This is a genomic window from Candidatus Fokinia cryptica (assembly GCF_034359305.1).
Taxonomy (GTDB): domain Bacteria; phylum Pseudomonadota; class Alphaproteobacteria; order Rickettsiales; family Midichloriaceae; genus Fokinia; species Fokinia crypta.
Window position 1 is genome coordinate 423,421 of the sequence record NZ_CP110343.1, and the last position, 12,899, is coordinate 436,319.

At 31.5% G+C, this 12,899-nt stretch carries 12 protein-coding genes and 1 tRNA gene; 3 read left to right on the forward strand and 10 right to left on the reverse strand.

The annotated features are described in order from the left end of the window. Window positions 1–2 precede the first annotated feature (2 nt). From Fokcrypt_RS01980 to Fokcrypt_RS02005, 6 genes are all read right to left on the reverse strand, one after another. Window positions 3–752, reverse strand: a complete 750-nt coding sequence (locus tag Fokcrypt_RS01980) for a methyltransferase domain-containing protein (protein ID WP_323721865.1) — start codon at window positions 750–752, stop codon at window positions 3–5. Then, on the reverse strand, window positions 733–1,383 hold the full coding sequence (locus Fokcrypt_RS01985; RefSeq protein WP_323721866.1) for a hypothetical protein: 651 nt from the start codon (window positions 1,381–1,383) through the stop codon (window positions 733–735). Before Fokcrypt_RS01985 ends, Fokcrypt_RS01980 begins: the two co-directional genes overlap by 20 nt. Further along, on the reverse strand, window positions 1,380–2,525 hold the full coding sequence (locus Fokcrypt_RS01990; RefSeq protein ID WP_323721867.1) for an aminotransferase class I/II-fold pyridoxal phosphate-dependent enzyme: 1,146 nt from the start codon (window positions 2,523–2,525) through the stop codon (window positions 1,380–1,382). Before Fokcrypt_RS01990 ends, Fokcrypt_RS01985 begins: the two co-directional genes overlap by 4 nt. A 79-nt stretch (window positions 2,526–2,604) precedes the next feature. Continuing rightward, on the reverse strand, window positions 2,605–2,892 hold the full coding sequence (locus Fokcrypt_RS01995) for a hypothetical protein (RefSeq protein WP_323721868.1): 288 nt from the start codon (window positions 2,890–2,892) through the stop codon (window positions 2,605–2,607). 71 nt (window positions 2,893–2,963) lie between these two features. Further along, window positions 2,964–3,662, reverse strand: coding sequence for a cryptochrome/photolyase family protein (locus Fokcrypt_RS02000; protein WP_323721869.1), 699 nt, complete (start codon window positions 3,660–3,662; stop codon window positions 2,964–2,966). A gap of 642 nt (window positions 3,663–4,304) precedes the next feature. After that, on the reverse strand, window positions 4,305–4,961 hold the full coding sequence (locus Fokcrypt_RS02005; protein WP_323721870.1) for a CADD family putative folate metabolism protein: 657 nt from the start codon (window positions 4,959–4,961) through the stop codon (window positions 4,305–4,307). A gap of 464 nt (window positions 4,962–5,425) precedes the next feature. On the opposite strand from Fokcrypt_RS02005, the gene Fokcrypt_RS02010 reads away from it, so the two are divergent. Beyond that, the gene (locus Fokcrypt_RS02010; protein ID WP_323721871.1) at window positions 5,426–6,220 is read left to right on the forward strand and encodes a GNAT family N-acetyltransferase; all 795 of its coding nucleotides are present in this window, start codon (window positions 5,426–5,428) and stop codon (window positions 6,218–6,220) included. A 256-nt stretch (window positions 6,221–6,476) separates the two neighbouring features. On the opposite strand, the gene Fokcrypt_RS02015 is transcribed toward Fokcrypt_RS02010, so the two are convergent. The 4 genes from Fokcrypt_RS02015 to Fokcrypt_RS02030 form a co-directional block, all read right to left on the reverse strand. After that, window positions 6,477–6,923, reverse strand: coding sequence for a DUF1398 family protein (locus Fokcrypt_RS02015; RefSeq protein ID WP_323721872.1), 447 nt, complete (start codon window positions 6,921–6,923; stop codon window positions 6,477–6,479). A 473-nt stretch (window positions 6,924–7,396) separates the two neighbouring features. Then, window positions 7,397–7,486 (reverse strand) — tRNA-Ser (locus Fokcrypt_RS02020). A gap of 130 nt (window positions 7,487–7,616) precedes the next feature. Further along, the gene (locus Fokcrypt_RS02025) at window positions 7,617–8,030 is read right to left on the reverse strand and encodes a HesB/IscA family protein (RefSeq protein WP_323721873.1); all 414 of its coding nucleotides are present in this window, start codon (window positions 8,028–8,030) and stop codon (window positions 7,617–7,619) included. Between the two features lie 188 nt (window positions 8,031–8,218). Further along, complete coding sequence (locus Fokcrypt_RS02030) at window positions 8,219–10,162, reverse strand: SurA N-terminal domain-containing protein (protein ID WP_323721874.1); 1,944 nt, start codon at window positions 10,160–10,162, stop codon at window positions 8,219–8,221. A gap of 91 nt (window positions 10,163–10,253) precedes the next feature. On the opposite strand from Fokcrypt_RS02030, the gene Fokcrypt_RS02035 reads away from it, so the two are divergent. Both Fokcrypt_RS02035 and dnaB read left to right on the forward strand, forming a co-directional pair. Continuing rightward, window positions 10,254–11,477 carry a dicarboxylate/amino acid:cation symporter gene (locus Fokcrypt_RS02035; RefSeq protein ID WP_323721875.1) on the forward strand — a complete coding sequence of 408 codons (1,224 nt, stop codon included), beginning with the start codon at window positions 10,254–10,256 and terminating at the stop codon, window positions 11,475–11,477. Further along, the gene (gene dnaB / locus Fokcrypt_RS02040; protein WP_323721876.1) at window positions 11,461–12,873 is read left to right on the forward strand and encodes a replicative DNA helicase; all 1,413 of its coding nucleotides are present in this window, start codon (window positions 11,461–11,463) and stop codon (window positions 12,871–12,873) included. Before Fokcrypt_RS02035 ends, dnaB begins: the two co-directional genes overlap by 17 nt. The last annotated feature ends 26 nt before the right edge of the window (window positions 12,874–12,899 follow it).

A 12,899-nucleotide genomic window follows, 5' to 3' on the forward strand; every position in this document is an offset into this window, starting at 1 on the left:
CTTTATATCTTTTTAAAAATTCCAAAAAATATCCTATAAGACACCGTAAAAGGGTTAATTTGTTCACGTATTAGTTTTTTTAATGCATGTAGAGGTATTTGTCTACGTGATGTTGATGCTCCTAATGTTTTGAGATAATTTATAAATAATGATGATGTTTCAAATTTCATAGTGCTATTCATAGTCCAGTACTGAAAATGATGTTGATTTTTAATTATATTACAATGTTTAGCTAGCTCTACTTCTGTAGGATAGTGTTGAAGTGTGACATCTGCATATATATTTATAATATCTTGCCATTCTTGAAATGTTCCATCTAATAATGTGGTAAATGCAAATATTTGAGAGCTTTTGGAGTGGAGTACTTGAATCACTCCTAATAAGTCTTCTACCCATTGTATTGCAAGATTGCTTATTATTAGGTCATAAGTATCGATATTTAATTCTTCTACATTCCCTTGTATAAAAGTAAAATTTGAATTTTGAATAAATTTCAGTTTGCACACATTTAGCATTTCTTCAGCAATATCGTTTAGCGTATAATGGCTTTTAGGATATATTTGCATTAATAATTCTGCTACATATCCAGTTCCGGTTCCCAAATCTAAAATAGTTTTTGGAGCGAGAGTGTGGATTTTTATTAATTTTTTAACTAGAGAATTTGCTGCTTTTCGTTGAACAGTAGCGACTGAGTCATACGTTTTACTAGCTCTGTTAAAGCATCTTCGTACTTTACTTGATAGAGCTGTCATCTAGAAATTTCATAATTTTCTCATAAACAAATAACGGTTCAGCCAGTCCAAGTATATGTCCACCATGGTTTATTATTTCTAACTTAGCATTAAAATTACTAAAATTATCTTTTACAATCTGTGGTGGTACTATCATATCATCGTTCGACGATAGAACAAGTATTGGGATAGATGGTAGTATTATGATATTTCGAAGTAGATTGAGTTCAGATTGCATGAGATTGAAGTTCAAATCTTCTTTACGAAAACCTTTAGTAAAGGATGAAATTCCACATTTTCTATAGAAAATATTCAACGCATCTAGAGGATTTATCATAAATTTTCTTTCTAAAATTTCTAATTCTACTTCTCTTTTTTTTCGTAATATTGGATTGAATCCTAAAAAATTTCTAAAACCATTTAAGATGATGATGTATTCAAAATTTTTGTGTAATTCTACTAATTTCAATAACCCTAATGAATGTCCTATACCTATGACTTTCTGCTCGTGAAATATTTTTGGATATAAAGGTTTTTTAAAATATCCTAAATCTATGAATGTACACTTTTCCCTAGCGAAATATGGAGATAAGTTATCCCAAAAACTCACATCAAATCCAAAACCATGGCAAAAGATAAAATGTCGGTTCATGATATTACTATTTTTAAACAGTTCACCAATCTTTCAACATCTTGTAATTGATGTTTTGATGTGAGTGCTATTCTTAAGCGAGAGGAATTATAAGGTACCGTAGGTGGTCTGATACCTGATACTATTATTTTTTGTTTTAGGAGTTCATCTTGAATTTGTAAGCAGATTTTTTCTCCTTTGAGAATAATAGGGATAATGTGAGTTGTAGATGCTCCAGTATCAAATCCATATTCTTTAAGTTTTGCACGTAATATATTTCCTAGATTTTGTAAATGAGAACGTTCATTTTGCAAAGATTTTATCATTTTCCATGCTATTAGAGCAGCTCCAATAACATGTGGGGAAGGTGCGGTAGAATATACAAATCCCGTTGCTTTATTTATAAGAAAATCAATTATCACTTTATGGCTTGCGATATAACCTCCGCTACATCCTATTGCTTTGCTAAACGTCCCCATTACTACATGAGGGATATGGTCTAGTTGGATTGTAGTAGAAAAACCATATCCGTTTTTGCCAAAAATTCCAGTTGCATGTGCTTCGTCTAAATATAAAAAAGCTTTATATTTCGTTGCAATTTCTACTATTTCTTTAAGGGGTGCTATATCACCATCCATCCCAAAAATAGTCTCTGTTACGATAAATTTTGGCCTAAGATCTTCTTTATAATTTTCTAAAAGTGATTCTAAATGTTGAATGTCACAATGATGATATCTACATAATTCTGCTTTACTTAAAAAAACTGCTTGATAAAGGCTAGAATGATTTAATTTATCAAAAAATACTAGTGCTTTTGCTTGTAGAACTTTTTCATCTAGTAAGCTAGATAATGCAGTGACATTTGCTTGAAAGCCAGAGCTAAAAAGCAAACTAGATTCTGTATTTTTATCTTTTGCTATAATTTCTTCAAACTCCTCATATAGAGGTAAATTACCAGATAGTAATCTTGAGCCAGTTGAACCTACACCATATTTTTGAGCACTAGTGATAGCTGCATTTATAACTTCATTATTCTTACTTAAATTGAGATAGTCGTTTGTTGAAAAATCCAGAAAATTTATGTTTCTTTCTTGTGTGTTTAACGTTCTATGCTTATTATTATCATGCAGAGTTAATAAATGTTCTTTATATAGTTTATACATTTTTACTGTGTGGAGTTCTGAACTAAATTATAGAATAACTTTTATAGAGTAAAATGATAAAATAGGTAATTCTAAATAATTATGTTATGAAATATATCGCTATTAGCTTTGAGATAAGAGGTAATGTTATTTGAGCGGAAAAATAATTCAAGTTACCGTATTTAGGCATTTTGAGCCAATAAATACCTCGTACGTATTCCCTCCAATCAAGGATTTGACAAATAAAACCTTCTACTGCATTAAGAAGTGCTTTGCCATTTTTATAAGAATTATCTGCAAGCTGACATATTTCCAACGGCAATAAAAGACCTACGTTGAGATAAGATGATAATAATGAATGATTAAGAAATGCTTCTCCCTTCATCATTGCATCTTGATATCTCCGAAGCTAGGAAGGATGCGATTTCTATAAAATCATACAGTTCAATCATAGCTTGTTCACGTGTTACAGCGTAATGAAAGGGCTCTAAAATACCAAAATGAGAAGAAAATTTTTCTTGTACCATTTGTAATACTTCTTTCAGGATAATAGATTTTTTTATGACTAATACGTCGAGGAGAGGTAAGATTTTTTATAGGTGGTTTCCGATTTTCCTTATCATAGTTCCACTTTCCACCAATTGGGAAATCTTTTGATTTCATCAATATTTGATATTTTTTTCGCATTTCGCAGTAAAAATATTCCATTCTTAACTGCTTTTTTCCTTGAGTCCAAAGTTTAAATTCTTGAATAGAGCAGAGAAAACGATTGTCGGTACGAACTTGTATAGGAATTTTAAGTAATTTCCTCAATTCTTCAATCATGACTTTCATTCGATATTCGCTTGATTCGGTGAAGATAATACGCTGCTCTATGGCAAAGGTTTGTACTATACGTATAATTTCACTGCTTAATGTGTTTGTATTGGAAGAATTTGTTAGTTTTGTGTAATGAACTCGATGCCCACTTAACTCAAGTTCAGCTGCAAAATACCGCATTGAAGCAAAAAGAAAAGCAATTTTTTTAGGATGGTGTTTTACATAAGTTGCTTCCTCCATCACTTCACATAAAAAAATAATGTCATTTTCTTCTACATCAGCTAATGAAGGGATGGAGTGAGATAGTTGATCTGAAAAAATGAAGCAAAGATTTTTCATCTTTTATTTATTAAGCTTCTGCAATTTATGTCTCATAGTATTGAATTGGTTTTACGTTGTCATCTTAAAGTAAAGAACATTTCTCCTGATAGTTTGTACTCGTAGAATGTTGAGTTTAATAGATAATGCAATATTCAAGTTTTTGAAGAAAAGTGGCATAGGAAGATACTTTTTTCTGTAATATTACGTGCAGAGTGTTTTGCATAAAATTCTTCAATATTGTTGTGTAGTGGGATGTTTATTTTTCGTGATAAGTACTTCATATGTGTTGAAATCTTCCTGCATCACAATAAAAATCCGTTTTCCTGAAGATTATGAAGTTTTCTTATTGCTCAATATTATGTTTGTAGTTATTATAACTGTTGCATTTGCAAGCTTTTTATAATGTCAGGGTGTAAGAAATTGATTCTTTGATAGAACTTTCTTGAAGGACTGCATATGAAATATTTTTGGAAAATTACTATGGAAAAGATTATTATTGAGTTTAATGAAGCTTTAAAGCTCGCAGGAGAAGATGAAAAGTATTTACCGATGTAAATTTTCTCCGCTTAAGGATGCTTAAAACCTCAGATGTCATCACGATGATGGATTTCTCCTAAGCTAAAAAATTGAATAAAACATTTATAAGGCCCATGATTGTAGTCAATTCATCATGTACGTAGCACTTATTCCATCTAAAAAACGCCACAGTAATTTAGCACCTTCAATCGCACCTTCATGAACTCGTTGTTGACTTTTTTCATCAAGTTTGCATATCAGATTAGTAAGTTGTTCTGTATGCCATTCATCAGCTTTTTCATGAACAGTAAAAAATTCAAGAGTGCCTGAATCATTGATATTATAGTGATTCTTTAATCCCTCAATCTTTGATTTTGCAACAGCAGGAGTTTGCCTTTCGTATGCATAAAGAGCCCCGAGTCCTGTCTCATAGTCAGCTTTTACTAATTCAAAAAATCCATCAACTAACTCTTTTGTAGTTCCTAACTGCGGTGTTATACTAATGCTTCTCGAGTTGCATAGACCATTAAGGAACCTCAACCATAGTTCTGGGTGGTTATTTTCTCCTCTTTCTTCATCGATCAGATTGTCTAATAGTACTTGTCTATCTTGAATATCGTTACATAGAGTATGAATTTGGCTGATATACCGCGGAAATGCAGCTACATGATGATAGTACTCTTGAGCATACAGTACTAAGGTTTCGGTTGTTAGCTTACCGTGATTCCACGATTGATAAAAGGGATGCTGCAGCAAAAACCAAACTTCTAAATTTTTGTTAAGATACTCTATGAATTTCATACAATTCTTTTAGGATTTCTAATGGGCGGATTATGTAATTTTTTGTTATCTGTGTCAATAAGGTTACTGTGCATGGAGCCGCAATCTATAATGCATTTCTTGCTAAAGGTGAGCTTTATAAATATTTGTAAGATACTTAATAACTTTTTATGAGATGAACAAAGAGCGGAGATAGTATGAGAAAATAAAATTGTCTAAATTATAACATTATTTATTATGTAGTGTGTAAAGATTGATGATGATACTATTAATTGTTGCGAATAGCTTTATAACGAGAGATATTGAGTGATATGTTTATGGGAAAAATTTCGGCAAGGAAAAATTTGCAAAAAATTTAGTGAATAGACAACTAAATTGTCGGTTACCATAGAGTTATGATCGTGATACCGAAAAAAGCACTTATAACTTTGAAGTTATAACGAATGATAAGACGATGCATTCAAACGTGTTTCATAAAAAAATAAATGAATTTAATTAATAATCAACTTAAAATAATAGAGCAAAATCATCTTGGTCATTTTGCATATCTTCCAAAAATGCTAGGATTTGATGTGCATCAAGCTGATGGAGTGACTGTAATTAATTGTGGATTAGGAACAAGTATGTTCAATATTGCATATGGAGCTCCTAATGATTGCACTACTGCTATTGATCAAATAAAGCAAAAATATAAAGAGCAGCCATTTGCGTGGTGGATACAACCAAGCAAGCATAACCAAAGCACAACAAAAGCTTTAATTCAAAAAGGATTTATTATCGAAGCGATTGAACATGCTATGATTTGCGATCTCAGTAGTGTTGTTAGCTTTGTACAGAAAACAGATTTAGTGATAAAAGTTGTAACGCAGATCTCTTTGCTACAAGACTTTATGAGCGTATTAGAATCTTATGACCCTCATATATCTGCATTTTACGGACGTATGAATGATGAGTTATTGGATGCAGATGAGAAACTTGTCGTTGGGTATGCGTACGGTAAGCCGGTGACCATAGGAATTTTATTTCTTTCCGAAACTAGTGCAGGGGTTTTCACTCTTATTACGAGCAGAAATTTCAGAAGAATGGGTTACGGTAGCGATATGGTGTTATTCCTGATGAAGTTTGCAAAAGATAATGGTTGTAGTTCAGTTACTTTGTCAGCTTCAGGTGACTCCGGCTATAGCATTTACGAATGCTTTAATTTTTGTAAAGTAGGGAGATTTGAATGCTTTGAGTATAAAGGAGAGCAAATAATAAATCGAGAAACATCTGATTTTTAGGAGAACTGGAGTATGATTTTTGCAGCATTTATATAGAATCATTATTGGATATACCAAGCTTATCGTAAGGATAATTTAAAATCTCAATTCATAGAAGCGATACATTATTAAGTAGTAAATTTCAGTATTTTTAATGGTAAAATTATTACTTCGATATACTTTCAAGAGAGATAGCATTTTATGAAAAAGCCCGGATAAATAGTTAATTTTGAGATGCTATACTAAAAATTTTATTTTAAAGAATTTTTTTATAGCTTCAGAAATTAATATAGTATGGAATTTCGATTATTGCTTCATTTTCTCTACTTTCTTCATATTCTGGAACGTATTCTATATGTGATGCACTTTTATCTGAATTCAGATAAATTACGATTCTTTTTGCGATATCTACTCTAAAAAGGGTTGCACCATTTGCTGCAATATCTTGTAAAATTTCTAAGTAATGCGTTCTTTCAGTGACGTGCTTGATGATAGCATTTTTTATACCATTACTATTAAAATGATTGCTTTCTTTGATTGGGCTATAGCCATCTAAATTTTCCGCTGTAAAATTTCTAAATATGCCATTAAATTCAGCTTTATATGAGCTTATAAAATGCACTTCATAATTCTGTAATCCTTCAGCTTTTAATGCTTCAAAAATTTTAAGGTACGGTGATTGATTTATCATTCCATCTTTTAATATATTTTTTATTATATTCATAACTATCGTGTAATTTCTGTTATTAATTGCTCTAATTAATAATTGGGATTTTTATAAGAGCTTATACGTATAGAACGCATTTATCTTTTCTCTAATTGTGAGAAGTATCTAAAGAAATCAGACTATTTTCTCGCGAATAAGTCTCTGTTTCTATATGAAACATTTCTCAACTAATTGAACAGGTATCCTTATATGATTTTTAAAGTATTTGAATTACTCATTTTATTATTCATTCTGTACAAATTACAGCAGCGATTATAGCTATCTTACCAGTAGTTGGCTCAGTCAAACTCATTTCGAATATTATTCTCTAATACATTTTTTCTGACTACAAAAAATACTGCCTTATATAAATTGCTGTCGCAAGCTCTGAAATGATGTGAGGTTTTACGTATTAATGAATTAATCATAATATCTGTGATTTCTTGCAATAATACTTACCTATGATATGAGAAAGAGTATCTCTAAAACATTGGCGGAGAAAGAGGGATTCGAACCCTCGATACGGTCACCCGTATACTTTCTTAGCAGGAAAGCGCCTTAGACCACTCGGCCATTTCTCCATTACAGCATATAATCAGTGATCAGCAGTAAAAAAGCAATAACTTTAATCTCAAAAAGAAAATTGAAAAATAGTAAAAATACGTAATACTTCTATGTGACATTTTTCTTTCTTATGAAGAAGTATTTTTCTTATACAGCGAAAGATTCCCCACATCCGCATTTTGCTTTTGCATTTGGATTTAGAAATGCAAATCCACTTCTAATTTTCTCATCTTTGTAATCGAGAGTTGTACCTATTATGTATAATATGGCTTTTTTATCTATTAATAATGCGATATCCCCAAATTTAACCGTTTCGTACATATCAGATTCAAAATACACGTAGTCGAAAGTATATGAAAGACCTGTACATCCTCCTTTTTTCACTCCTATAGCGAGCCCTATAGCATCAGGTTTGCTTGATAGTAAAAGGCGTATTTTATTAGTAGCACTATCTGTAACATTAATGATAGATTTCTGTCTTTCTGTACTTAAGAGAGAATCATCATTTTTTTCCATCTCAGAATTAGAGATGGCGTTTTTTAAACAGCAAGAAGTTTTCATATTACACTTTAAATGTATAACGTAAACATAATACCAGATAAGAATATTGAAACAAATAATATTGGTATGTATTCGAGTAGCATACTGAGTTATCCAACACGAATTCTACACTATATATTTTATAGAGAAATATCTGAAAAAAACTTTATCTAAGAAAGTCATAAAAAAGATATCTTTTCTACAATTTTTCAGTACGTAGCATAATTTTTTATATCGTATTTTTTACGCAAGTGTGTCAAATATTCATAATATATCACTGAGTCATGTATATGTTTGATTTTACTGTAAAGTTCATTTGTTTGTATGATACTATACGCCTTAGTTGATGGATATTTTATATTTTCCAAGCTTGCAAAGCATATTTCATCTTCTGAACATAAACTAAGTTTAGTTATTGGCTCTGGTATAGATAAGTGTTGCAAATTCTCAATTATAGTGCTGCTAACATTAGATTGATTACCTAATTTATCTATTATTATTTTATGTTTAGTGATGTGATCTCGAATATCACTTTTTTGTAAGCATTTTGAATGAAGTTTTTGTATTGTACTATTGCCATTATTTAGTTCTTTATTGTGGTAGAGATTTGAGATGCTACTTCCTATACAATCATGAAAAGGAGAAAAATTTTCAATACCTAATGCGATTTTTTTATATTTTTGTATTATTTTATTTGCTATCCCTTTAATTTCATCAAAAGAAAGATGTTTGGATGGTATAATATTGGAAACTCGAATGACGTATATTGTTCTATGTTCATCATCGTGGATGATTTCCACAACATCGGTCACTTTATTATTTTTTAGTTGGAATGCTGCATCAGCAATTTCTTGCTCTAATATTGATTGATGTGATTTCGAAGAATTAAAGTTTTTTACTTCCATTTGTACTACTCCCTCAACAATTTTATTTGGTGCCTTTTGGGTTAAAATATCAAACTTGATTGGTATATTATATTTCTGGGAAATAGATGATAAATCAGAAAATTGCACATCTCTCAATTCTTCAGATATTTTATCAATTGCTTCTAATTGTTTATTTTTGCGTATTATTTCAGTTATTTTTGCACTAACAGTAGGTGTATTCACGTCTTCATATTGAGTTTTGTATATTTTCTGAATAAGGAAGATATGCCATCCAATAGGAGTGGAAAACGGCCCTACGTATTCCTTAATATCTGAAGAAAAAAGCTTTTCTGTTAACGTTGGGTATTGTTCAAATGTCTCTTTTTTTATTTTTTCAAGCAAAGGTGCAGTTTCATGTAATAAGTGCATAGCATATTTTTTTCTTAGTTCTGCAGTGGATATCCCTGGTTTAAGACGTATATCTTCGTATGCTTTGATTGCACTATCATAATCTTTAAAAACTATCTGCTCAACATCTCTCTTTTCTGGAATGAAAAACATTTCTTTATTCTTACTGTAAAATGATTCTATTTCAGAATGTGTTACTCTTGCCGTAGGTATTTCAGATGATTCTATCAATACGTATTCCACTTTTCTTCTTTCCGGTATATTAGTGTCAACTTTCATTTCATCAATAAATTTCGCTATCTCTTCTTCTGTTACTTTAATTTCTGGGACTTTATATTTGTACAATGCTATTGTTTTTGTATTTATTAACGCTGGGGTTATCATATCGACAGTTTCTTGCGGTACTATTGTATACTCAAAAAAACGTAAAAGCTGTTTTTTTAGTATTTCATTTTTCATTTTACTAATAAATTTTTCCTCTGGGATATTATGCTCTTTTAGAGCTTCTTTATACTTTAACGCATTAAATTTCCCATCTTTAGTAAACTCTTTAATCTTACTAAGTTCTTTTTTTAGCATTTTATCAGAAACGGCAAGTCCGATTTTATTTGCTTCCTCAGAAAGCATCGTTTCTTCTATTAGTGTTTTTACCGCTATTGCTCTTACGGTTTCTGAAGAATATCCAATCATTTTATCTTCAAGTTTATGCATCGTGATTTTGATATCTTGTTCGGTAATTACAGAGTTACCTACTTTGATTGTAGTGCTTTTACTGCTTTTTAAGTGACTTATTACCAAATCTCCCGCACACATGGAAATTACTCCGAGTAAAAGAAAAATTTGTAATATCGACTTGTTAGAGATACGCTTAAACATCATTTTACTGCTACCGTTATGTATGGTACTAGTTTTATATTTTCAATCTGGTTTCGTCTAGCTTAGTCTTAAGTGAACCTTTACATTAATCGATATGCAACTTTGGAAAAAATCGATAATTGGTATGATAACTGGGATATTATGCGGGATATTCTTTCGTTATCATAATTATGAATATTATTCGTTCATGCTCAATTGTATAGAGGTGTTTTCAACTCTTTATACTAATGCTCTGAAGATGATTATTATTCCAGTGGTATTCTTTGCTGTATTATTTGGAATTGTTAATACCTCTGATATACAGCAATTTAGGAAAGTAGGATTAAAAGCTGTAGTAGTATGTGTTATAAGTGCAATTATCTCTTCCGGAATTGGACTTAGTCTTGGCATCATGATGAAGCCAGGAAATGGAGTAAAAATCCAATTTGAAGAAGAGAATATATCACGGAGTGGATTAGGAGATTTTATTGGAAACATTATACCTTCTAATCCGTTTCAAGCAATGTGTGTTGGAAATACGTTACAAGTTGTAGTATTTGCATTTTTTATAGGAATTGGCATCTTGTCTACCCCTCATAGAGATAATTCTAAAAAGTTTGTGATTGCTATAGCTCAGATTTTTTTCAAAGTCATGGAAATTGTAATGAATTTCGCTCCGTATGGAGTTTTTGCTATCCTTTCATGTATGGTTGCAAAGCACGGATGTGATGTTTTGCATGGTCTCGGGAAGTTATCAGTGGTGATATTAATAGGATTATGTACGCAGTACATTATATTCTTGCTTATTATGTGGTTGATCAAAGTTAATCCATTTCGTTTTCAGAATAAGTTATTTGAAATTCAAATGTTGGCATTTTCAACATCATCGTCCAAAGCATGCATAGTAAAAGCAATACATGTATTACAACATAAATTAGGAGTTTCAGGTAAGATTGCTAATTTTGTATTACCACTAAGTACTTCTATAAATATGTCAGCTATTTCAATTAGTTTGAGTATTAGTGCATTATTTTTTGCTCAGGCTTTAGACATAACTATCTCTATAATGGATTATTTTATAATAGTACTTACATCCACTCTTGGAGCGATAGGTGGTGCTGGCATACCTAGCGGTACCCTTGTAATGATGAGTTTAGTATTATCATCTGTAGGAATTCCTGTGAGCATGATCCCGCTTCTTATGGGATTTGACAGAGTGCTTGATATGTGTAGAACTGTAATTAATATAACTGGAGATATCGTACTTACGTTAGTAGTTGCGAAGATCGAAGGTGAACTAGATCTATTTAAGTGCAATAAAAATGAAAAAGCAAACTGAAGTCCCGCATAGTGTAGAGTTGGAAATAGAAGTATTAGCGAGGATTTTCATTAATAATAATGAGATGGATACTATATCTGAGCTTATATCGGAAAAATACTTCTATATAACGGTGCATAGTAGAATATATGAGTTGATGATCCAATTGTATGGAAAAGGCTTACCAATATCGCTATCTACTATTAAAGGTTATATTGCTCGAGAATTTACAGATATTAATGTCACCGAATATCTAGGTGAGTTGATATCATTTGCATCTCCTTTCAGCAGTATGGAAAAGTTATGTTTCGCACTGCGTGAGTTATATCTAAAAAGAGAAGTAATAAAACTTAGCGAGAGATCTATAAGTAATTGTTATGATGACGATCTTAAGCTTACTGCTTCTGCTTGCATAGAGAAAATGGAAAGTGAGCTTTTTAATGTTGCTATTAGTTCTGGAGAACAAAGAACACTACAGCATTTGAGTCAAGTTACGAGGAAAAATATAAAAAACCTTGATGCTGCGATTAATAGTGGTAAGTCAATTAGTGGTACTACTACTGGATTTTATGATATGGATCATCTTACGGGAGGATTACATCCATCAGATTTGATAGTGATAGCTGCACGACCATCTATGGGAAAAACTGCATTTGCATTGAAAATAGCGTATAACGTAGCTAAGCACTATCATGATGAAAAGATAGAGCAATCTGTAGCCATCTTCTCACTTGAAATGTCCGCGGAGCAACTTGGCTCTCGTCTTATATCAATGACTACTGGAATAGATGGGCATAGATTACGTAACGGAATGATAGATAAAAAAAAAGAGCTTCCACAGATCAATGAAAAGATTTCTGAAATTGCTGCTTTACCCATTCTTATCGATGATACAGCAGCAATGACAATAGCTTCAATTAGAGCGAAATCTCGTAGAATTAAGAGAACTCACAATGTTGGGCTGATAGTTGTAGATTATCTTCAATTAGCTAGAGCATCAAATACAAATAGCAATACAAACAGAGTCCAAGAAATTGGAGAGATATCTCAAGGATTAAAAGCTATAGCAAAAGAATTATCTGTTCCTGTAATAGCGTTATCACAGCTATCAAGAGCTGTAGAATCTAGGGATGACAGAAGACCTATGTTACAAGATCTACGTGATAGTGGAAATATAGAACAGGATGCTGATATAGTGTGCTTTATATATAGAGAATCATACTATTTGAATAGAGCTATAGAGCAAAATGACGGATTAAGTGCTTCTGAAAGAGGAGATTTAGTGAATAAACGTAATATGGTTGGTAATACTGCTGAAATACTGATAGCGAAACAAAGAAATGGACCCATCGGAACGTTCTGCACTATTTTTGAAGGGAATACTACAAATTTTCTTAATATGGAAAGAAGAGATTAGTAGTACACGCATGATAAATATGATGC

What these genes read in the sequence shown, in the direction of transcription:
- Fokcrypt_RS02035 (WP_323721875.1), top strand. Translation starts at nt 10,254, where the DNA reads ATGCAACTTTGGAAAAAATCGATAATTGGTATGATAACTGGGATATTA.
- Fokcrypt_RS02030 (WP_323721874.1), bottom strand. Translation starts at nt 10,162, where the DNA reads ATGATGTTTAAGCGTATCTCTAACAAGTCGATATTACAAATTTTTCTT.
- Fokcrypt_RS01985 (WP_323721866.1), bottom strand. Translation starts at nt 1,383, where the DNA reads ATGAACCGACATTTTATCTTTTGCCATGGTTTTGGATTTGATGTGAGT.
- Fokcrypt_RS02025 (WP_323721873.1), bottom strand. Translation starts at nt 8,030, where the DNA reads ATGAAAACTTCTTGCTGTTTAAAAAACGCCATCTCTAATTCTGAGATG.
- Fokcrypt_RS02005 (WP_323721870.1), bottom strand. Translation starts at nt 4,961, where the DNA reads ATGAAATTCATAGAGTATCTTAACAAAAATTTAGAAGTTTGGTTTTTG.
- dnaB (WP_323721876.1), top strand. Translation starts at nt 11,461, where the DNA reads ATGAAAAAGCAAACTGAAGTCCCGCATAGTGTAGAGTTGGAAATAGAA.
- Fokcrypt_RS02000 (WP_323721869.1), bottom strand. Translation starts at nt 3,662, where the DNA reads ATGAAAAATCTTTGCTTCATTTTTTCAGATCAACTATCTCACTCCATC.
- Fokcrypt_RS02010 (WP_323721871.1), top strand. Translation starts at nt 5,426, where the DNA reads ATGAATTTAATTAATAATCAACTTAAAATAATAGAGCAAAATCATCTT.
- Fokcrypt_RS01990 (WP_323721867.1), bottom strand. Translation starts at nt 2,525, where the DNA reads ATGTATAAACTATATAAAGAACATTTATTAACTCTGCATGATAATAAT.
- Fokcrypt_RS01980 (WP_323721865.1), bottom strand. Translation starts at nt 752, where the DNA reads ATGACAGCTCTATCAAGTAAAGTACGAAGATGCTTTAACAGAGCTAGT.
- Fokcrypt_RS01995 (WP_323721868.1), bottom strand. Translation starts at nt 2,892, where the DNA reads ATGATGAAGGGAGAAGCATTTCTTAATCATTCATTATTATCATCTTAT.
- Fokcrypt_RS02015 (WP_323721872.1), bottom strand. Translation starts at nt 6,923, where the DNA reads ATGAATATAATAAAAAATATATTAAAAGATGGAATGATAAATCAATCA.